At 30.1% G+C, this 22,178-nt stretch carries 11 protein-coding genes; 2 read left to right on the top strand and 9 right to left on the bottom strand.

Annotation, left to right across the window (positions count from 1 at the left end):
* Positions 1 to 84 precede the first annotated feature (84 nt).
* Together DYA59_RS03835 and DYA59_RS03830 are read left to right on the top strand one after the other, a co-directional pair.
* Complete coding sequence (locus DYA59_RS03835) at positions 85 to 1,080, top strand: DNA polymerase III subunit delta (protein WP_115269555.1); 996 nt, start codon at positions 85 to 87, stop codon at positions 1,078 to 1,080.
* Positions 1,081 to 1,275: 195 nt separating this feature from the next.
* The gene (locus DYA59_RS03830) at positions 1,276 to 2,067 is read left to right on the top strand and encodes a glucosaminidase domain-containing protein (protein WP_115269553.1); all 792 of its coding nucleotides are present in this window, start codon (positions 1,276 to 1,278) and stop codon (positions 2,065 to 2,067) included.
* A 96-nt stretch (positions 2,068 to 2,163) separates the two neighbouring features.
* Here DYA59_RS03830 and DYA59_RS03825 read toward each other — a convergent pair whose 3' ends face one another.
* From DYA59_RS03825 to DYA59_RS03785, 9 genes are all read right to left on the bottom strand, one after another.
* On the bottom strand, positions 2,164 to 2,946 hold the full coding sequence (locus DYA59_RS03825; protein WP_115269551.1) for an alpha/beta fold hydrolase: 783 nt from the start codon (positions 2,944 to 2,946) through the stop codon (positions 2,164 to 2,166).
* A 55-nt stretch (positions 2,947 to 3,001) separates the two neighbouring features.
* Positions 3,002 to 4,333 (bottom strand): WG repeat-containing protein, encoded by a 1,332-nt coding sequence (locus DYA59_RS03820; RefSeq protein ID WP_115269549.1) that lies wholly within the window; start codon positions 4,331 to 4,333, stop codon positions 3,002 to 3,004.
* A 137-nt stretch (positions 4,334 to 4,470) separates the two neighbouring features.
* On the bottom strand, positions 4,471 to 4,896 hold the full coding sequence (locus tag DYA59_RS03815; RefSeq protein ID WP_115269547.1) for a hypothetical protein: 426 nt from the start codon (positions 4,894 to 4,896) through the stop codon (positions 4,471 to 4,473).
* Positions 4,817 to 15,961 carry a hemagglutinin repeat-containing protein gene (locus DYA59_RS03810; protein ID WP_172606948.1) on the bottom strand — a complete coding sequence of 3,715 codons (11,145 nt, stop codon included), beginning with the start codon at positions 15,959 to 15,961 and terminating at the stop codon, positions 4,817 to 4,819. The genes DYA59_RS03815 and DYA59_RS03810 overlap by 80 nt, the downstream gene beginning before the upstream one ends.
* A gap of 11 nt (positions 15,962 to 15,972) precedes the next feature.
* A complete protein-coding gene (locus tag DYA59_RS03805; RefSeq protein ID WP_115269543.1) occupies positions 15,973 to 17,676 on the bottom strand; it encodes a ShlB/FhaC/HecB family hemolysin secretion/activation protein in 1,704 nt (567 codons plus the stop codon).
* A gap of 20 nt (positions 17,677 to 17,696) precedes the next feature.
* On the bottom strand, positions 17,697 to 20,270 hold the full coding sequence (locus DYA59_RS03800; protein WP_115269541.1) for a hypothetical protein: 2,574 nt from the start codon (positions 20,268 to 20,270) through the stop codon (positions 17,697 to 17,699).
* A 29-nt stretch (positions 20,271 to 20,299) separates the two neighbouring features.
* On the bottom strand, positions 20,300 to 20,962 hold the full coding sequence (locus DYA59_RS03795; RefSeq protein WP_115269539.1) for a hypothetical protein: 663 nt from the start codon (positions 20,960 to 20,962) through the stop codon (positions 20,300 to 20,302).
* A gap of 18 nt (positions 20,963 to 20,980) precedes the next feature.
* Positions 20,981 to 21,550, bottom strand: coding sequence for a hypothetical protein (locus DYA59_RS03790; protein ID WP_115269537.1), 570 nt, complete (start codon positions 21,548 to 21,550; stop codon positions 20,981 to 20,983).
* Positions 21,547 to 22,131 carry a hypothetical protein gene (locus DYA59_RS03785; RefSeq protein WP_115269535.1) on the bottom strand — a complete coding sequence of 195 codons (585 nt, stop codon included), beginning with the start codon at positions 22,129 to 22,131 and terminating at the stop codon, positions 21,547 to 21,549. Before DYA59_RS03785 ends, DYA59_RS03790 begins: the two co-directional genes overlap by 4 nt.
* Between the last annotated feature and the right edge of the window lie 47 nt (positions 22,132 to 22,178).

Here is a 22,178-nt window from a genome sequence, read left to right as displayed (position 1 = left end):
TTTTCTTTTCTATTCTCCCTTTTCTTTTTTTATATTTTATGCTATGATTTTACATAAGGTCAAAACTAAAAAAGGGTGGATTTTATGATATATTTTTTACATGGAGATACAGCTCCATTACAACTTAAATATGAAGAAATCATCGATAAAATTAAGAGTAATAATCTAGGTATTCCAGAAAAAATATTTGACGCTTCTTTAGATGAGATCACTCAGTTTTTTGACTCCGTATCTAGCAATTCTATATTCTCTCCAAAAGAATTAATAGTTTTAAAAAGAGCTGAAAGTTTAAAAAATCTTGACTCAATCTCAAAATCTTTAAAGATGTATAATCTCACTCAAAAAGAGGTCGTCATAGTTTATGAAGAATTTTTAAATGACTTTGGAAAAATAAAAAACCCTCTCCCTAAAAAGATTTTAGACAGTTTTAAGGAGATAGCTGACATAATATGTTTTAGAAAGGAAAACGAAAGAAGAGCTATTATCTTTTATCTTCAAGAAAAACTAAGTATTTCTGAATATGAAGCAGAAATGTTTGTGGAATTAGTTGGAAATGATTTTTTTAAAATAAAAAATGAGATAGAGAAGGTAAAAAATTTTCTTAATGGAGAAAGTTTTAATTTAGAAAAGATTCGACATTTACTATCTGTCAATGAGGAATTTAATTTGAAAAACTCAATAGAAAATTTTCTTCACAGCAAAGATAATAAGATACTTCTTCAATTTTTAACCAAAGAAAAGTTACATAATAATTTTATGTATACTATAGCTGATGAATTAATTTTCTATTTAAAACTCTCCTCTATTTCTAAAACAGGGATCTTAGATAAAAATATCTCTTATAAAAAATTTAATGAGAATGTCTTTGAACATATTAAAGAGTTTTTTCTTACAGAAAAGGGTTATCCTCATGCTTATACGTTATTTTTAAAGTTGAAAAATATAAATAATTTCGAAGAGGAGTTTTTAAAAATAAAAATTAAAGAATTAAATATTTTAGAATATAATATTAAAAGTGGTAATATAGATTTAGAGTTAGGAATTGAGATGTACATATTAAATTTTTTTGCTTCTGAATGAGTTATAATTAAAAATATAGAGTATTCTATTGAAAGACTGATAATTTATCAGTCTTTTTTTAAATTTTTTTTATTTTTATAAATTTTATATTATAAAATAATTATAGGACTTTATTGTATGATGGGTATATAAGCTTTACTTATAACATCTAAATATGATATACTATTAAAATAATTTTATTTTGAGGAGTTGAAAATGAAAATAAAAAATATTTTTATCTTTATTTTTTTATTCATCTTTGGAGATACAAATTATGCACAAAATTCTATTCCTAAAGTCGAATATGAAAAAGTAGTAATCAATAGCTTAGAAGATATTAATAAGTGGAAAAACTCTAATAAATTATATACCTTTACTCAAGTAAATATCGATTTAAGCAAACTATCAGCCAATAAAAGGAAAAATATCTTCATTGATATTTTGATACCAGCTATAAGAGTTGTAAATGCTGAGATAAAAAATAATAGAGAAATTGTTAAAAATCTATCACAAAAAGAGATTTTGACTATGGAGGAAAAAATTTATATTGAAAATCTTTTTAAAAAGTATAGAGTAGAATATAAAAATTGGTTGGAACTCACCTCTCGGCTTATTATTTACCCAACATCACTCATTCTTACACAAGGGGCTATTGAAAGTGGTTGGGGAACTTCTAGGTTCTTTAAAGAGGGAAATAATCTCTTTGGAGTATGGTCATCTGATCCAAGTGAACCTAGAATAGCTGCAAAAGGAAAAAGAAAAAATGGTTTTGTGCCTTATTTGAGAAAATATACTAGTGTAAAAGATTCTGTTGCTGATTTTGTATTAAATCTTTCAAGAAATAAAAACTATACAAAGCTTAGAAAATTAGTAAATGAAAACAGATCCCCAGCAACTATTGCTACTGGTCTTATAAATTATTCTGAAGAAAAAGAATTATATGTGAAAAAAGTTATCAATACTATGAATTATAATAACTTTACAAAATATGATAAGCTTATAAATTAATAAAAAAAACTACATCCAATATCTATCGATATCAGATGTAGTTTTTTACTTATATGTTTTTTAATTTTAGGTATAAAATCATACTTTATTTCATAATTACAAATTCTGTTCAAGAATTAAATTAACTTTTTCAATATTTTCTAAATTAGATATATGTCCAGCATTTTCAATCTTGAATAGAAGTGAATCTTTTTTTATTTTTGACATCTCTTCTGACTCAGAAAAAGGTCTTGGTATATCATATTCTCCAGCAATAAAAATCATAGGAGCTTCTATCTTTTTTAACTCATCTAAAAGGTTTTTTCTTTCATTTATAGCCTTTCCTATTTTTAAAATTGTATTTATTCTACTTCTAGGCATATTTATAAGTTGAACAAAAAGTTTTTTGTATAATTCATGTTTCAAATGAATAACTTTCTCTGAAAAAAACATTGGAACTATTTTTTCAGCAACTTTAATTGATATTGCTCCATCATTCTCAACTTGCTTTAATATATCAGAATATAAAGTTTTAGCCGCAATATTTTCCTCTCCTAAATATGAATCCATTACTATCATCTTTTTTATTTTATCTTTATCTATTTTATATAGTGGTACTGATAGCATTCCACCTATAGATAAACCAACATAAGTATATTTTTCTATCATTAAATCTGAAAGTAATTCTGAAATGAAGGTAGCTATCTTCTCCATAACATTCTCAGTTTCAATATCTTTTAGATTTGGTGATTCTCCATGTCCTGGTAAATCAATCGATATACATCTATATTTTTCTTTTAAATAATCTATTTGTGGCCTCCACATCTCTTTATTCCAAAGATAAGAGTGTACAAAGACTAATACTTCTCCTTCCCCTTCATCTATATATCTTAAATTCAAGTTTGCCTCCTTCAAGTATTTCTCAATTGATGTCTTTTAATAATTTTTCTCTTCACTATTTTCCTATTTCCATATACCCTGATTCATTTGCTTTTTTGTAGAACAATACATTTCCATCAATTGCTCCTAAATCATCATAGGCAACTGGTAATATTTCATTTCCTGATAGATCCAATAGTCCTTTTTTATTATCCATTGTTACATAGACATAACCAGACTGTATATAAATATCATCATAAATCATTGGAATTACTATCTCATTTTTCTTATTGATAATTCCAAATCCACTTTCTATTCCTACAATTGCGTATCCTTGTTCAAAGCTAGTTGCAGATAGATATTGTGGAGTAATCTTTTCATCTCCATTTTTATCCATATATCCAAATTTATCATTTAACAAAACTAAAGTATATTCGTCTTTATTTTCTCCTATATCATTATATGGCAATTCTTTATATAATTTACCATCTTTATGTATTAATTTCCATTTACCATCTTCTTTTACTTGTAAATATTCACTTTCACTATCAGCCTTAAAAGCTCCTTCATACTTATTAGGGATAATTTCTTCTCCAATATCATTAATATATCCTAATTTATTATCTTTTAGAGTCAGAATTAATCCTGCTCCCTCTTCACCAAAACTATCATAATCTACTAATTCCTCTATTTTTTTTGATAAATTAATCAAATATTTTTCATTACCCTTATATCCAATAACTACATCTTTTTCATTTAATCTCAAAAAGTTATTATACTTAGGTTCTACTAGAACATCACCATTTGGAGTCATTATACCTAATTTATTATCTTTTACATTATATAAATAATTTCCTATTCCTAATAATACTTTTTCAGCACCTTTTAAATCAATTTTTTTCATGTTTATATCATAGAGATCTATCTTTCCATCTTTAACTACTGTTATATACTCTTTATTGAATTCTAAGTAATCGTACTCCATTGGAATAACCCAATTTAAGTCTTTATCTACTACACCAACTTTATTGTTATACATTATTTTTAAATATTCTTCAGAGATTTTTCCAACTTCATTAACCTCTACCACTTTATTATTGACAATATTTTTTATAACTCCCATTCCAGCTTTTTCTAAATAATAACAATTTTCTAAAACTCTTATAATCTTGTCATACTCTATGTTTTCAATAATCTTTCCATCAAGATCTTGAATTCCATATTTATTGTCTATTTCTACTATAATCTTTCCATTAGAGATAGGACTTACTCTATCTATCTCACTATTCAATTTTTTATAAACTTTTGTTGTAGCTTCTTGAGAAGTCTGATTATCATTTTTACAACTTGCTAATCCTAAACATAAAGCACATCCTAAAAGCATTAATAATTTTTTCTTTTTACTCATATACTACTCCCTTTCTGGATAAAATCCATATTTTAATTTATATAGTTAGTAAATCTATAAACATTATTTCTGTAAATAGTCTTTATACAATTACCAATAATTATTTTTAAATTAGAGGGGGTTTCCCCCCTCTAATTTTATTTTTTATTTAATGATTCACCTCTTGGTGGAACTGCTGGTCCTTTATCACCTAGATCTTTTTGAAGTTGTGCTAATTCTTTTGCTAAATCTTTTTCAATTTGATCAAGTTTTCTTTTGTCGGCATCAGACAATTCACCTTTTGAAGTCAGTATCTCTTGTTGCTTCATTAAATCATCTATTTTTCTAGCAGTCTCAGCTGTTAATGATTCATCTCTTTTTGGTGGTTTTGGAGCTACATCTCCTCCTCCTCCAGAACCTTTAACTTGAGTATAGATTGTATCACTACCTCCATGTATTACTCCTGATCCTGCACCTAAATTTAAATCTGCATATACAACATCATCAGAATTTTGTCCATTTTTTTTGTGGCTTCGGTGGTAATGGTGGTGGTCCTGATGTAATATTAGAGTAAATTGTATCACTACCTCCGTGTATTACCCCTGATCCTGCACCTAAATCTAGATCAGCATATACAACATCACTTCCTCCTTGAGTTCCAGGTATTGGTACTTTAACATCTGGCTTAGGAGTATCTGGTAATGTCTCTGGAGTCTTTCCAGTAACTGTCTTAACTGGTGGTGCTGGTGGTGTTAAAGATCCTCCAACATTAGATTTTGAGTTAGCAATAGTATTTTCTAAAGTTTTTATATCTAGTTCTATTTCATTTAGCCTATCTTTTTGTTCAGCTGTTAATTGCTCACCTCTATTTACCTTATCCATCAATTGTTGTCTCTCTTTAACTAAATTAGCCATCTCCTCAGGAATTCTCTCATCGTCTGGTCTATCTGCTTTGTCACGTCCAATAGCATCTACTAATTCATCATTTAAAACTGCTAAATCTTTTTCTAATTGATTTAATTTTTCCTGCTCTTTTTTAGAAAGTTTCTTTCCTGAGTTTTGCTTATCTGTTAATTTTTTTTGTTCACCTAGTAATTTATCAATATCCTTTGAGATTTCTGTTGTATCCCTTGCATCATCATACGGTTTTCTTGTAGAATCATTCTTTGGAACATATCCTACTTCTATATTTCCATCATCAAAACTTACTTTCTTTTGAGAATTTCCAGTACCTTGTGATGTTGAAGGTGATTTAAGAATTCCTCCTTGATTATAATCTGCTGGTGGCAATGGTAATTTTACATCTCCTCCTTGATTATAATCTACTGGTGGTAATGCTGGTCTTCCATCTCCTCCTTGATTGTAATCTGCTGGTGGTAATGCTGGTCTTCCATCTCCTCCTTGATTGTAATCTACTGGTGGTAATGCTGGTCTTCCATCTCCTCCTTGATTGTAATCTACTGGTGGTAATGCTGGTCTTCCATCTCCTCCTTGATTGTAATCTGCTGGTGGTAATGCTGGTCTTCCATCTCCTCCTTGATTATAATCTACTGGTGGTAATGCTGGTCTTCCATCTCCTCCTCCAGCTCCTGGAATTGGTACCTTTACTTCTGGTCTTGGTACATCTGGTATTGGCGCTGGCGTCTTCACTGTTGTTGTTATTGGTGCTGGTGCCGGTGGCGCTAATACTGGTTCTTCTGCCTTCTTCTTAGACGAATTACTTCCTGTATTTTTTGTCGCTCCATCAGTATTTTTATTACTTACTGTTCCAGTTCCTGATGTATTCTTTGTTGCTCCATCAGTATTTTTATTACCTACTGTCCCAGTTTCTGATGTATTCTTTGTCGCTCCATCAGTATTTTTATTACCTACTGTTCCAGTTCCTGATGTATTCTTTGTTGCTCCATCAGTATTTTTATTACCTACTGTTCCAGTTCCTGATGTATTCTTTGTTGCTCCATCAGTATTTTTATTACCTACTGTCCCAGTTTCTGATGTATTCTTTGTCGCTCCATCAGTATTTTTATTACCTACTGTCCCAGTTTCTGATGTATTCTTTGTCGCTCCATCAGTATTTTTATTACCCACTGTTCCTACTGTATTTCTATTTGTATTATTATTCATTGGAGCACTAATACCATTAGATTCACTAGCTTTTCCACCTATTGTAACATCTCCAGGTTGATAAGTTGTTTTGTGCCAGTTTCCATTTTCATCTTTTATGTATTTTCCTTCATATTGAGGTGGTTTTACTGGTTTCTTATCATCTCTATTAGGTACTTGTGTTTCACCTTTAATTAAACTCTTAACTCCGTCTTGATATCCTTTTAATCCTCCAGAAGTTAATCCTCCACCTGTAAGAGCTGCTCCCATTCCCTTACTATAAGCTGGAACCCATTTTCCATTTTCATCTTTTACATATCCTCCAACTACTGGTTTCTTAGGTGGGTCTGGATCTGGATCTGGTTTTGGTGGAATTATTTCTGGTTTTTGAGGTTTTGGTAATTCTTCAATTACTGGATAGTGAACCTCTGGTCTTGGTATTTTTCCAAATTCAGGAATTATTGGATCCGGATCTGGATCTGGATCTGGTTTTGGTGGAATTGGTATTGGTTTTTGTGGTTTTGGTAAATCCTCAACCACTGGATATTGAATTTCTGGTCTTGGTATTTTTATAACTTTATGCTCTTCAGGTATAGGAACCTTAACAGTTGGTTTTGGTATATCAGGTAATGTTGGTATATCCACTTTCACTGGTTCTGGATCACGACGAATTGGTGGTGGTGGTGGTTGTTTTCCATCAGGTAAGTCATAGCTTCCACTATCTGTTTTCTTACCAGGAAGTTTACTAGCTGTTCCACTGAATGTTCCTCCTCCTTGAGAAACATCTTTATCTACTGTTATGCTTCCATCCATATCAGTATTTACACCTTCTAACTTATCGTCACCTGTATTTGTCTTACCATTTACAGTTACATCTCCACCTACAGTGATATTATCTTTGTTAATTCCAATTGTTCCTTTAGCAGTTTTCTCTAAGTCAACATTGTCTCCAACTTCTCCAAGGATTCCTCCTCCTTTAGTTCCTCCGTTAACTCCAACGATTGCTCCGCCTTCTTCATAATTAGATTTAACATCTTCAACATTGACGTCTCCTTTAACTGTTAAGCTTCCATCTCCAGTATCTGAACCTACAACTCCTCCTTTTAAGTTTAAGTCTCCATCAACTGTTACATCTATCTTATTCTTAGCTGTAATTCCAGCTTGGTTATTGATCTTATCACCACTCTTAGTGATACTTCCTCCTCCTGCTGAAATTCCTGCATCTCCAGTTACTATTGTATTAGAAGCAACTCCTCCAGATAGGTCTCCTCCAGCCCATCCTTCAGTTCTCTTCTCGTCAATATTATCTGTTTCAGTCTTAATATTTAAGTCTCCTCCAACATCAACAGTTACATCATTTCCTGAAACGTTACTTCCTATTACGTTAGTATCTCCTCCAGATTTGATAGTTATATTGTTTCCGTTGATTGAGCTTCCAGTATTAGTTTGATTATTCTTATCATTTTTCGATACACTTACATTTCCAGTTACTCCAACTTGTGCATTTGCTCCATCAATAGTTCCTACTCCTGCACTTACTGTTCCTCCAACTGAAACATTAACTCCAGTTGAATGTTCTACTTCAGTTTTCTTAGCACTTGAAATATTGATATCCTTAGCTGAATCTAAAGTAATATCATTACCATCCATTTCTACACCTTTTAAGTTGATATCTCCACCTGTTGTTTTGAAATTAATATCTCCTCCAGATGTAATATTAGTAATGTTCTCTTCAGTTGTTTTAGAATATGAATTATTATATCCAAATTCTCCAGTAACTGAAGTTACATTTCCTACAAGGTCTCCAAAGATAACGTTACTTACAGTACCAGCAACTTGTGCACCTACAAGAGCACCATTTACACTATTATGCTCTGAATCAGTTGCATTTTCATGTATTTGCATTCCTTTATTAACAGCATCTGCAATAGAACTTGTTGTATTATTTCCTACTTTTACTCCAACATTGAATCCACTACTTGTTTCTTCGATTTCATCAGTATATTTAGTAGAGTCAATATCGTTAGCAGTAATATTGAAATCACCTTTTGAGTTAAAGTCTGATCCTCCTATATCTGTAGTTCCACCAGATTTGATATTAATATCTCCTCCTGTATTTACACTTCCTTCTGTCCAAGTTGTTTCCTTCTTGTGTTTGTTTTGGATTGAAATTCCTATAGTTGCATCTGCTTTAGCTAGAGAATCCATATAGTTCTTACCACTCTTACCTACTTTATTCATATCATTGATAGTTTGATCACTAGCTTTTCCATTTACAACTTCACTGTAACCACCGTTATTAATATCCCATCCTGCATTTGCACTAGCTCCTCCAGCTCCTACTCCTGCATTTCCACTTATTATTCCTACTCCAAAAGAGTTGCTCTTTTCTTCATATTCATTTTTACCAGCTTCAAATTTTACATTTCCAGTTGCATCAATATTAGTATCTCCTAGTGAGTTGAATTCTCCTCCAACTGATGTTACATCTCCACCAGATTTAATATTAATATTTCCACCGCTAGTTATGCTACTTCCTTGAGAAGTACTTGATTTTGTCTCGCTGCTCTTCTTAGTGTATGAGATAACATCATAACTTGATGAACTTGATTTTGTCTCTTCAGTATTTTTACCATCAGTTATATTTACATTTCCACCTGCTATAACATTAGTATCTCCACCTGAAATAACGTCACTACCTTTAATATTAGTATCTTGTCCAGACTTAATAGTTACATTTCCAAGTCCTCCTACAGTACTTCCAGCTGAAGCTGAAGCTTGTGTTTCAGAAGTACTTGAACCAACATTAAGTTTATAGTTCATATCAAATCCATTAGTTTCAGTTGTTGTTTTTCCATAGTAATGATTTTGTCCATCAGTAATATTTACATTTTTACCTGCATCTAATGATAAATCATTTTCAGCTACAACTCCACTACCTTTGATGTTAATATCATTTTCAGCATTAATAGAAACATTTTTTCCGCCGATTTCTGATCCCACAGAAGTAGAAGCTGTATAACTACTTTCTGTCTTACTGATTCTATCAGAATCAAAACTTTGTCCACTACTTATTAGGTTTTGATCTTCAATATTTACATTTTTACCTGTTAAAGCTACATCTCCTTCACTACTATTTATAGTTCCATTTTTAATAGTCGTATCTCCGCCAGAATTAACAGTTACATCTCCTTTAGCAGTAATTCCTGCTTTATTAGATATAGTTTGATTTCCTAAGTTTCCTCCTAAAGTAGATTCAATATTGATATCTCCTCCAGTTTCAACACTTACTCCACCATCAGTTGAAGTGATAGTTCCTCCTATCATATCAAGGTCTCCACCAGCTTTAAGAGATATATCTCCTCCTGCAGAAATTCCACCTTGGAATCCTCCTACTGCACTATTAGTGATATCACCGGTTACATCCATATTGATATCTCCACCTGCAACTATGTTTGCATTTGTATTGCTTACACTTCCACCTTTAATATCAATATTTCCTCCGGCTTTAATAGTAGAACCATATCCTCCACCTTTATCACCTTGTGCCATTTCTATTCTTGTTTCTTTTCCAAAGTATACTTGAGGTACAAGAACTTTTTCTCCATCCATTTCTACTTCTACATACCAAATAATATCTTTTTCAAGACTATTAATTTGATCTGGTGTTAATGCTTTTCCTACTACTAATCCTAAATCTCCTTGTGTTTCTGCTGCACTATCAAGCATAGTTTTTATGTAGTCAGCTGTAACTTCTCCAGTATATCCTAAAGCTTCTTTAATTACTTTATTTATAAGTTGTGTTTCATAGTAAGCATCTCCTATAACTGTTGAAGTTCTATCAGGATCATATCCTATCTTACCAAAGAAGTACTCAGATCCAAAATACTTAGATGGATCTATAAAGTCAATATTTGTCTCAAACTTATATTGAATATTTTGTCCTGGTCTAGGATCTGCTGGTCTAAATATTCCATTATCTCCTTTAGGAATTTCAATATATCCAATTGGATTAATTGTTCCTGCAACTGCAATAGCACTTATTAATCCACCAGTTGAAGCATCTATTGTTACACCATTTATTGTTACACTACCTTTTATAACTTCGACTCCATCTGGATATTTTATTCCATTAGTTTCAGTTATGTCATTAGGATCAGTTATACTTACATCTAAATTAACATCAACAGTTCCAACATTTTCACTACCTACTTTAACGTCCACACTTTGGTTTTTTATAATATTATCAGCTCCATTTACTACTTCAACACCGTTTAAAGTTATATCTTTACCTGCTAATATTTTTGCTGAGTTTTTAGCAGAATATATTGTTGTTTCTACTTTTGCTAACTCATTTGTATTTTTTATTCCAAGTTTTTTGTTAGGTTCAATTTTTCCCCCACTTGCTTTATATAGCATATCATACAAGTTTTTCATCTGAGTTCCTTGCCAATTATGTCCACCTGCATTTTCATCTAAAACTTCAGCTAAAACTATAAGGACTGGATTATAATTTAATATTCCCCCTGTATTGTTTGGTAAATTTGCATTTATTCCATCATAAAATGTTCCAGCAAATACAATTACTTCTTTCGCTGGTTTAGTTTCTCTAATAGTATCTTCAACTCTTATTAATGTATGTTTTAGATATTCCTCAAGAGATATTTTACTTTCCAAACTTTTATTAATTACTTGACCAGCTCCACTAATATTTAAATTTCCACCGCTTCTTATTGTTGCAACATCATTTTCTAATTTTTCTTTAATTTTTATTCCTAAATTTCCAGTTGCTTCTATTGTTGCTTGGGCTTGTACAGCTCCAGTATCAACTATCTTAGGAAACCAAATCTCAATCCTTGTAGAGTTTTTAGTTCCACCAATATTATTTACATTATCAAATGCATCTCCCCATATTTGAGTATCATTAGGATCAATACTTGGTTTCTCTAGATAGATTTTTCCTTCATTTACTATACTTTTATTTATCACAGTTTTAGTATCTATGTTTAAATTTCCACCAGATGATATAGTTCCACCTTCATTTAAAAGTGTTCCATTAGTTGCTGTAAGAGTCATATCTCCTTTAGATTTTATAGTACTATATTGATAGTTATTAATATCTCCAGTTTCTGATGTAATAGTGATTTTCTTTTCACTCCAAATTGTTGAACCAGTACCATTTTTTTCTCCATTAGTTACACTTTCTTTAGCTCGTAAATTGATATCTCCAAGACTTAAAATCATTCCTTTATTAGTAATTGCTTTTCCAGCTTGGAAATCCAATCCTCCTATGTTTGAGAATTTTCCTTCGTTACTAATATTTCCACCTGTTTTTAATGTCATTGTATCTTTAGAAGACATTTTTCCAGATTTTCCTAAGTTTATATCTTTTTTATTACTTCCCAAATCTACTGTTAAAGTTCCTTCACTTGCTATAGTTCCAGAATTTTCAAAATTTGTACTTAAAGTAGTAGCTGTTCCATCTATCAATATATTTTTTGCAGCTATCTCTCCATTTGCTTCATTATTGAAACCAGAAGTAACAACTATATCTAAATCATTTTCAGCAGAAACTTTACCAGATCCTTTATTAGTAAAAGTTCCAGTAGTTATTAATAAATCCCCAGATTGTAAGGTTCCATTAGCTTGAGTAGCTGTAGTAGATTTTCCTACTTTTATTTCTCCTGAATTATTTATACTTTCTTTAATATCTATCTTTCCTGAACCTTGTACTAAAATTTTACCAGAGTTATTAAGTGTTTTTTCTCCATCTATATCAAGATTTCCTTTAGCCTCTATACTTCCTTGGTTTGTTATAGCATCTCCAGCTTTTAAAGTAAAATCTGTAGTATTGATCTTTGCATTTTGTTTATTTGTAAATGATGTTGATTTAACATCAAATCCTTGTCTTGCAACTATATCTTTACTATTTTCAAATGCTCCAGTTGATGTTACGTTAAGTTTTTCTTTTACTACCATTTCACCACTATTGGTAAATGATGATGATTCAACATTTAATCCTTTTTCTGTTACTATATTTCCACTATTCGTAAATCCATTTGTTTTTATTGTAGCATCTTGATTTACACCTAAAGTTCCAGTATTTTCAAATTTAGCACTATTATTTCCATTTTTATCTACATTTAAGCTTCCTTTTACAGCAGTTTCAGCTTTATTTATTAAACCTCCACCTGTAATACCAAGATTTCCAGTTATATTTACTTTATTAGATGTACTACCATCTTTTCCAAAAGTAACATTACCTGCACCATTCTCTTTTAAGGTTATATTTGCATTTTCACCTACTTCTAAATTAGTAAATTGAGCATTTTTAGCTGTAACGTCCATACCCTTTACTATTTTTAATGATTCACTTTCTAGCTTATCTTGAAGTGTTGCTGTAAATTTTCCTCCAACAGTCATTGCATTATTAGTAAAACTATTTCCACTTATATTCGCATTATTACCAACGGCAACATTTCCAGTATTAGTTATATCACTACCATTTCCTTGAGCTTTCAATGTTAAATCTTCTGATGTTACTATTATTCCAGCATTACTTAAAGGTCCATTAGTAGTTGTTATATTTACATTTTTAGATTCAATAGTACTTAATCCAGTTCCATCTTTACCATTTTCTAATTTTTCTGCTAAAGAAGATATTTTTGCTTTTAATGCTGCTAACTTTTCTCTTTCTTTAATCAAATTATCTATTTGTGTTTTTACACTTTGTAAGTCGGTTCCTGTACTAGATTTAAGTTGTGCTTCTAAGTCAGCTATTTTTTTATTTAACTCATCTAACTTAGCATCTCCTCCAGCTGTACTAAAATCGCTAAGTGTAGTTGCATAATCTGTTAGTAACTTATCACTTCCTGTAGCTTTAAAACTCTTTCCTGTGATGTCTATCTTGTTCCCAGCATATATTCTTTGAGAGTTTACTATGTTCCCTTTTGCTTCTAAAGTAACATCTGTGCCTGCTTCTAATATACCAGTATTATTTATTCCATCTTCTGAAGCTATTTGTATATCATTATTAGCTTTTATAATACCATTATTTTGAGCAAGTTTTTTAGTAGTAATGTCTATAGAATTAGCTGACATTGTTCCAATATTTGGTAAAGTTTCTAATGATGAATTAAAATTCTTTAACTGTTCTTTTAAATCTTTAAATAGATCAATTTTTTGTTGAATAAGTTGTTTTTCTGTTTCAGTAGGAGCGTTTTGCAATTGTCCTTCTAATTCTCCAATAATTTTATCTATTTCTTTAGTTCCATCTTGACCTAAATTATAAAAAGCTTCCAAATATTTTTTTAATCCATCCGAACTTCCATTATTTAATAATTCACTAACTATTACTAGTAACTTTTCTGCTGCATAAATTTTCCCACTATTTTCTAATTTTGCATTTTCTGCCGTAATAGTTACATTTTTAGCTGCTCCAATTGATGAGCTTCCACCTTCATTTCTTATAGACGCTCCTGTTGATGTGATGTTTACATCTTTTTCAGCATAAATTTCTCCACTGTTAACTATTTCTCCTTTAGATGTAATAGTTATATTTCCTCTTTGTGCTATAATATGTCCTAATATATTTGAAAGAGTTTCGACATCAATGGTTATATCATTTTGAAATCCAGATCCATATGACTGAATTAACCCTTTATTCTTTAAATCTTTTACTTTTATAGTAATTGATCCTTGACCTAAAGGATAATCTACAGTAGAAGCAACTATTTTACCACTTTCAGTATTTTCTAGAATAAAACCAGTTCCATTAATAACAACTTCATATCCTGATACAGTTCCTTTATTAATAAAATTACCATTTGTAAAGTCTATTTCTACTTTTCCAAATCTATCTGCTGTTTCTCCTTGACTATCCACATTTTGTCTAATATCTCCAACATTTTCTATACTTCCAGCAACAATTTTTATATCTGAACCCTGTAATGATGCTCCTTCTTTATTCTCTAATTTACCTGCATTTAGTTCTAATTTTCCAGATGAAGATATTAATTTATTATTTATTAATTTATCTGTTGCAGTAATTTTTATTGAACTTTTATCTTGTAAACGTCTTGTATTACTAATAGTTGAATCATTAGTAAAATTAGTTGAGCTAATCTCTATTCTTTCTCCTTGTATTCCACTTCCTACCCATGAATATTGACTTTCATTTAATATTTCTCCTGTTATTGGGTCAATAACTTTTCCATCTTCTCCTACTACTAATGGTGGATCATCACTTGTACTACCATTTCTAACTGGTCTCAACAAAGCTTCAATAGTGATATCTCCTTCTACTTTTATCAATAAAAGTCCTTGTGCTAATATTCCTGCTGTTGTCTTTTTATCTCCTAAAATTTTTAAATTTTTTGCTGTTATTTGTAGTCCTTCTGCTCCATTAGCACTTATAAAGCTATTAATCTCCATATCTCCAGTTACATTTAAATTTATTCCTTTTGTTGAAACAATACTATAGTTATATATTTTATTATCCACTTTATAAGTTCCATTAATTGTTTCTAACTTTCCTTTTCCTGTAACTGTAATATTTTTTTCAGAATTTAATCCTCCTATAGCTATATCACCATCAGCTTCAATAGTGATATCTCCCTTACTTCTGATTATTCCTTCATGTCTTACCCCAAGTCCATGAGCTGTACTTATAAGTCTTATATTATTTCCATACATTGCACCTAGCGGACCTGCATGTATTCCATATTTTATTTCTGAAGTTGTTCCATTAGTACTTCCTGTAACTTGAGGAGCTGAAGTATTTATAAAATCTACTTTATTATTTCCAGCTATAAAATTTAAATCGGCATCATTTTCACCATTTTTAGAGGATACCTGTCCAAATAGCTCTATAGTTTGAGAAATAATATTAAAATAATTTCCAGATACTTCTACTCCGCTTCCTTCAATTACAACATTTCCTTTAGTTACATCAACACTTAAATTTCCATTATTATTATTAACTTTACCAGTTGTTAATGTAACTCCACTAGTATTAATAAATCCTGCTCCATTAACAGTAATTCCGTTCTCATTCGCAAGAATAAAATCTGCTTTTTCTCCAGCTACTTCTACAACACCATTCAAATATGAATCTCTCATTCCAGTAACTTCATTTAAAATTGTTTTAGCAGCTCCACCACTCAAATTAGCATTTTTATGAACAATTCCTCCTAATTGACTATTAACATATTCATGAAAACCATTATTATTAAATATTATACCTTCTTCACCAACATTAAAGTCAACAAATTTGTTGTGTGAAATTCCATTAGCCCCTGGAGTTACAATATTTACAACATCAGTTTTTCCATTTGCTGCTTTATCAATACTTAAACCTGGACTATCATTACCAATATTAATATCATTTTTTGCTTGTCTTGGCCTCAGGTCCCTAGCTAGAATTTCTTCTTCCGTTATACCTAGACCACCGGTTATCATAAAAGTTACTATCAAACTTAAGGTTATTCTTTTTTTGTTCTTTAAATGATGTTTTAGTAACTTCTCATTTAACTTTAAATAGTTCATAACCATCCCTCCTATAAAATATAACTTAAGTTAACATAGATAGGGTTAGTTTCACGTGGCATTCCTGGTGCCCATCTTAAAGGTATTCCATATGTAAAGCTTCCGTGTAAATTCCCCATATCAAATTTGAATCCTAGAGCCATACCCACTATCTTATCAGAAGTAGGAAGATCTCTATCTCTTGATACCCCAGCATCTAATCCTATAAAAGGCTTAAATGCAGCAAGATATTTATTCATATTTTCAGTTCCCATATATGTTAACGTATTATTTATATAAACTCCTTTATTTCCAGCTACAGAACTTTCTTTAAATCCTCTAACTGTATATTCATCTCCCATAGTAAACTGATTTACTGCTAATAATCTATCGTCTGAATAACTACCTCCTATACCCATTTTATATTGAAATCCGTGATCTTTTACACTAAAAAATCTCAACCAATCCAAGTTAAAATTAAGTTTATCATACTCTATTTTATAATCTCCTTCTTTCAGAGGACTAGGATCTATTTCGGAACCAAACCAAGGTACTCCTCTTTCATATTCAAGCATTCCAAAAATAGTTCCACCTAAAAATCTATTTGTATGATCTATTGAAAAAGCCGCATTTGTATATTTTTTACTACTTACTTCTAGCAACAAATCATTTAGAGTATTTTTGTTATCTCTAATAGTAAAGCCTCCATGAATAGTTGTTTTTTGATACTGTCCTCTAGATATAACTCTACTTATTCTAACTTTATGTTTTTCAGCTCTACTCTCACTTGTATATGAACCAATATCACTAGTATAAGTATTATAGTTATCTCCTAGATTATAGTTATAAGCAAATTTCCAATACCCTATTGGGATAGTTACACCTAAATCATAGTTTGATTCTCTATCTTTATCTCTATCATCTGTTAATCTTTCAATGTAATTAAATCTTATAACATCATTTATTCCTAGAAGATTATCTTGTGTAAATCCTAGATTGAGTTTATATCTTCCTTTATCCTTATAACCACTGTTATCCATACCAAGTGAAAAACCAGTTGGAGAATAATTTTCTTCAATTATAATATCAGAATAACCGTATTCTTCTGTTGGAGTTATTTCTGCTACATTGTTATTTCCACCAACATTCATGTTTTCAATTCCTTGGTCCATATCTCTTGTACTAAGTAAATCACCTTTTCTCATTGGAAAAGCCATTCCTAGCTTTAATTTGTCTTTACCACCTTCCTTTTTATTCATAAACTCTACATTCCTGACTTTCCCCTCTTTTACCTCATAAATCAGTTCACCCTTGTTGACATTTCCAGATTTTAAAGTTACAAGTGTTGTTGAATAACCATTTACTAAAAATATATTAGATAACTTAACTAATAGGTTATATATCTCCTCCTTTCCCATCTTTGTATTGATATACTCTTTGATTACCTTATCAGTTTCTCTTTTTAACTTAGTTGTTCCAACTAATTGTATATTTGTAAATAGGTATTTTTCACCCTCTTTTACCTCATCTAATACATCCTTTTCTACTTTTATAGTACTTCTATTGGGATACATAAGTTGTTGATTTATATAGTCTTGCTTTTGTCTTAACTCTATTAGTCTTTGAGTTCTTTCTATATCACTTAATGTATCTCTTTGTACAGTGGCAGCCCATACGGAACTACCACTAGCTAACAAAGCTAATAAGCATAATTTAACCTTCAAATTCTTTTTCATAACATCCCTCCCAAATATGATTAATACATTTCTATCTCGTATTGTAAATCATTTTCATTATTTCCTCTTATATATAACTCAACTAGTTTCTCTTCATCATCACTATGAGGCAAATCTAATTCTTGCTCATATAGAGCTTCTCCAGGCTTATTAATTGATTCTAAAACTAGTTTATACTTACCTCCAGTCAAATTCTCTACCATAAAGAATCCATCTTTTTCTGGTATAACTACTTCTATTCTTTCTCCAGTTGAAAGATCATATACATTCATAAATAATGTTGGTAGTAAAGTATATTTTAAAATTTGATCTTCTATGTTAATATTTCCACTAACAATTTTTCTTGCTTTCATTGGAATGTTCAACTCTGTTGTTGTAGCAGGTCCTATTTTTACTCTGTACTTATCAGCTTCAGCTTTATATAATGGGTTTTGTGTTTCGAATTTTGTATCATAAGCTCCTGGATACAAATTACTTAATTTATATTCTCCATTTTCATCAGTAGTAGCTATAGTTCCTTTTACACTCACTTCTGTTCTTGGTAAAGGTCTGTCTATTCCTTCATCATATTGACCATTATTGTTATTATCTACATAAACAACTCCAGCTATTCTTCCATTATCAATAGAATTGATAGGTGCATTTACATCAGATAAATTTATAAGTTTATCTACAGTAAATCCAACGTCAGAATAACTTACTCCTCTATCTTTTTTATATGTAGCTGTTCCAGTGAACCAATCGTTGTAATCTATATCAAACGCTAGACCAAAAACCTCTCCATATCTATCTGATTTTTCGTAATAAGCTCTATATCTAATTCCATTATCGTTATATCTTCTACTTGTAACTTCAACCTTGTATTTAGTTTCATCATATCCTTTTACTGTCTTATGAGACACACCTGCATAAAGTATATAATTTAAGAAATGGTAACTTCTAATACTAAAATCATGTTGAGTAAAGTCTGTAGTTAAATTTCTATAAAGTCCATATTCAGGAGTAAGGTTTCTAAATCCTCCCCTTAAAACTACCCCAACCTCATTTTCTCTTTTAGTATAAGTATAGTTTGTTGAATAATACTTCAAGGATAAGCTTAAAGGATTAATTAAAAATCTACTCTTGCTTAATTCTAAAGCTTGCTCATCTTTTTTATAAATTCTACTTTCAGTTATCTTTGAATATTTTCCACCTTCAAAGCTAAAACTATAATCATTGAATTCTTGTCTATAATTATAATAATAATCCTCTCCAGCATTTCCATTATTTTTAAATGCCTCTATATCTATACTAAAGGGATATTTTGAAAAGTCACTTACATATAAAGCTCCTAACTTTACGCTTTCTCTAGATTGAGCTTTATCATCCCAATATGATGAATATTTCAAATCATAATATCCAGTTTTCAAAGTTAAAGTGTTAGTTAATCCGTAGTTTACTTCACCTATGAATTGATAATATTTATCGTAATCTGAATCTCCCATAAAAATATTATATCCAAATTCACCTTTTTTCTCTAAATCTTTGTTATAACCTCTTCTCAAATCTTCCCTAACTATACTTCCATCTTGATTATATATTATTACATAAAATGAATCAGAGTTAAAAAGTGCAGGTACATTTTCAAAAATATAACGTCCAGCTTTTACATCTTCATATGATAGTAATTGTCCATTTCTATATAACTCTACAAACTTTCCAAGTGGAGCTTGTCCAGTTATAGTAATATTAGTAGAATTTTCATTTATACTACTAATCTTACTATCTCTAGTAAAGCTTATTCCTCTTAATTTACTAACTGTTCCAGTCAATATATCAGGCATAGTTATATAATTGTCTCCAAAAATAATATCATGATCTTTATATACATCTCTATATGTTAATCTTGTCTGATAATTTTCTAATTCAGGGTATATTTCATGATACACCTCTAACTCTCCATATAGAAGAGGTCCATAATACTCAGTATCTAATGTTTTGCTTTCAGAACGATATCTTTGAAAGCTTTTATTGTAATTATATATTAATCTTAAATTTCCTGGTTCAAATAACTTTCTTTGTTCTGGTATATCTTTTTTTAATGAATTATCACCAGCTAGAAATTGTTCTTTTCTATATTCTCTTATATTAGCAAGTTCTGATGGTAATTGAAAAGATGTTTGAATGGCTATATTTAAAGTATCTTCATCTATATCAACTTCAGAAAGAGATAAAATGTTTTTTAAAAAATTAATATCAACATAGAGTTTGTCATTTTTTTCAAAAATTTCATTATTGTAAGCTATATCTTTATTATTTTTTCTTATTTGTTTTTTACTAAGATTAATAATTGTTTCTTGAGTAAAAATATTTCCACTATCAACTATATATTCATCATTTACCCATTTATTATTCGTTATTCCTAACATATCTAATAAATTTTGTAGTTCAATATATTTTTTTTCATCTATTATGTATACTTTTGTAGCCTCTGCCTTTACTTTTCTATTAAATACTAAGTCATATAAGCCTATACTTTCTGTAGAAATATCTTCAGAATATGTAAGAGCATTCAGCAACGCAAATACGCCTATACATAGTACACTCCTTTTCATATTACTCTCTCCTCATTAATTTATTTAGATTAAATTCCAGCTCTAGCATTTGAAAATTGTTCTTTTACAATATCTTGAATATTTCCTATTGCCTCTGTATTATTTTTTGCCTGTACATCCTTTCTAACTATATCTCCTACTTTAGCATTTTGCACTTTCAACCATAATTCAAAGGTATAAATTAATCTTTTTATTGGTTTGTACCCTAAACTTATTACTTGTTCTACTTCACTTTCGTGTGCAACAAATAAATACTTGTCTCCTCCTTGCCCAGGTCTAAATAGATCTTCTACTTCAATTTTTCCACCACTTATAGCAAGTTCAATATCAGCGTTATCTCCATTTTTATATTTTTTTATAACTCCTAATTTAACCATTTGATCTTTAATTACCGAATTTAAAATAAATGCCTGATTAAAATCTCCTTCTATTCCAGGTAGAGAAGGATTCCCAACATCTGTTGGCTCTGCAAGCATATCAACTCTAACTGTTGCTAGTTTTAACTCCTTTGTTCCTGATTGACTATTAATGACTCCTGCATCAAGTAATAGAGCCTCTCCATATGAATATTTTTTTGTTGTTCCATCTGGTTGTATTACTGCATTAACTTTTAAAGTTCCTTTAGCATATGCTAAACTACTAATACAAAGTAAAATAAATATATATAATATTAAACTCTTTATTTTTTTCATAACTATCTCCTATAAATATTAGTTTAATGATCCTCCAAACCATACATTGAGATACAAAGTTCCTCTATATACTCCCATTGGAACATCTCCATCTGGTAAAGTAAAATCAACATCTATTCCAGTAGTTGTTGAAAATGTATTTCCACTAACTGCACTAGAAAAAGGTTTGTTAATTTCAGTTAACTTTGCTTCTTCTGTAGCGGCAACCTGAGAGTCTATAAAATATCCATTTCCTATTATGGTTTTCTGTTCAGTTCCATTTTGTAGCTCAAAATTTCCTCCATTTTGTAACTGAAAATAAACAGTTTCATATATTTTTCTTAAAATATCATCAATAGCATCTTGATTATATGAAGAAGTTACTTTTACAACAAGAGGTGCTTTTTTAGTACTCATTTTACTATAAGTAAATGTTTTTTGATTTGCTGATACAACTAATTTTTCAGGTTCTTCAACTGTTACTATTAATGGATCGACTATTTTATAAATAATTGAAATTTTTCCTGAATCTCCACTCCACTGAACATCACTATAACTTATAATTCCAAACACTAAAAATAATGATAAAACAATTATCCTTCTCATCATTTTATGCCTCCTTCAGTCAAAAGTATCTTATTTGAAATAGGATTTATAGGAGTGGCATAAACAGTAGCACCAATTGTCTTTTTATATTCTCCTAATTTTACATCCCCAACCTCTCTAATTTCACCAGTTATTGGAATTACCATCTCTCCCTTTCTTAAAATCTCAGCATTTACTCTTTTAAGATAAACATCTATTTTATCATTTTGATTTTCCGGATTATTCTCTACAGGTGTAATTTGATATTTTGCATAAACAGTATCTGTTGGCATCAAATCATCTGTTTTATCATATTCAACTTTTATCTGCACATCCTCATTAAAACTTGCTTGAAATTTCAAATCAGCTTCTTTTGTTATTATATTTTTACTATTTCTTTGAATATCTCCAAAATCTAGCTCAACTGGATCAACTCCAACTGCTAAAGAGCTTAAAACTTCTATTTGAAAATCTATATTTTTAGTTATTACCAAACTATTTGTTGAAGTATGATTTCCTACCGCATTACTTTTCAATGTAATAATAAAAAAAAACATGAATAATATTAAGTTAAAACTAATCTTATACACCTTTTCTTTTTTCAACTTCTCTCCTCCTCCTATATTTTAAAATAAAGTTTTTGGGTAAATAG

This window comes from Fusobacterium necrogenes (genome assembly GCF_900450765.1).
In the GTDB taxonomy this organism is placed as follows: domain Bacteria; phylum Fusobacteriota; class Fusobacteriia; order Fusobacteriales; family Fusobacteriaceae; genus Fusobacterium_A; species Fusobacterium_A necrogenes.
This window is presented reverse-complemented; position numbering and strand designations above follow the sequence as displayed.

Coding starts and splice junctions, on each gene's coding strand:
- DYA59_RS03835 (WP_115269555.1), top strand. CDS start 85: ATGATATATTTTTTACATGGAGATACAGCTCCATTACAACTTAAATAT.
- DYA59_RS03830 (WP_115269553.1), top strand. CDS start 1,276: ATGAAAATAAAAAATATTTTTATCTTTATTTTTTTATTCATCTTTGGA.
- DYA59_RS03820 (WP_115269549.1), bottom strand. CDS start 4,333: ATGAGTAAAAAGAAAAAATTATTAATGCTTTTAGGATGTGCTTTATGT.
- DYA59_RS03810 (WP_172606948.1), bottom strand. CDS start 15,961: ATGAACTATTTAAAGTTAAATGAGAAGTTACTAAAACATCATTTAAAG.
- DYA59_RS03805 (WP_115269543.1), bottom strand. CDS start 17,676: ATGAAAAAGAATTTGAAGGTTAAATTATGCTTATTAGCTTTGTTAGCT.
- DYA59_RS03800 (WP_115269541.1), bottom strand. CDS start 20,270: ATGAAAAGGAGTGTACTATGTATAGGCGTATTTGCGTTGCTGAATGCT.
- DYA59_RS03795 (WP_115269539.1), bottom strand. CDS start 20,962: ATGAAAAAAATAAAGAGTTTAATATTATATATATTTATTTTACTTTGT.
- DYA59_RS03790 (WP_115269537.1), bottom strand. CDS start 21,550: ATGATGAGAAGGATAATTGTTTTATCATTATTTTTAGTGTTTGGAATT.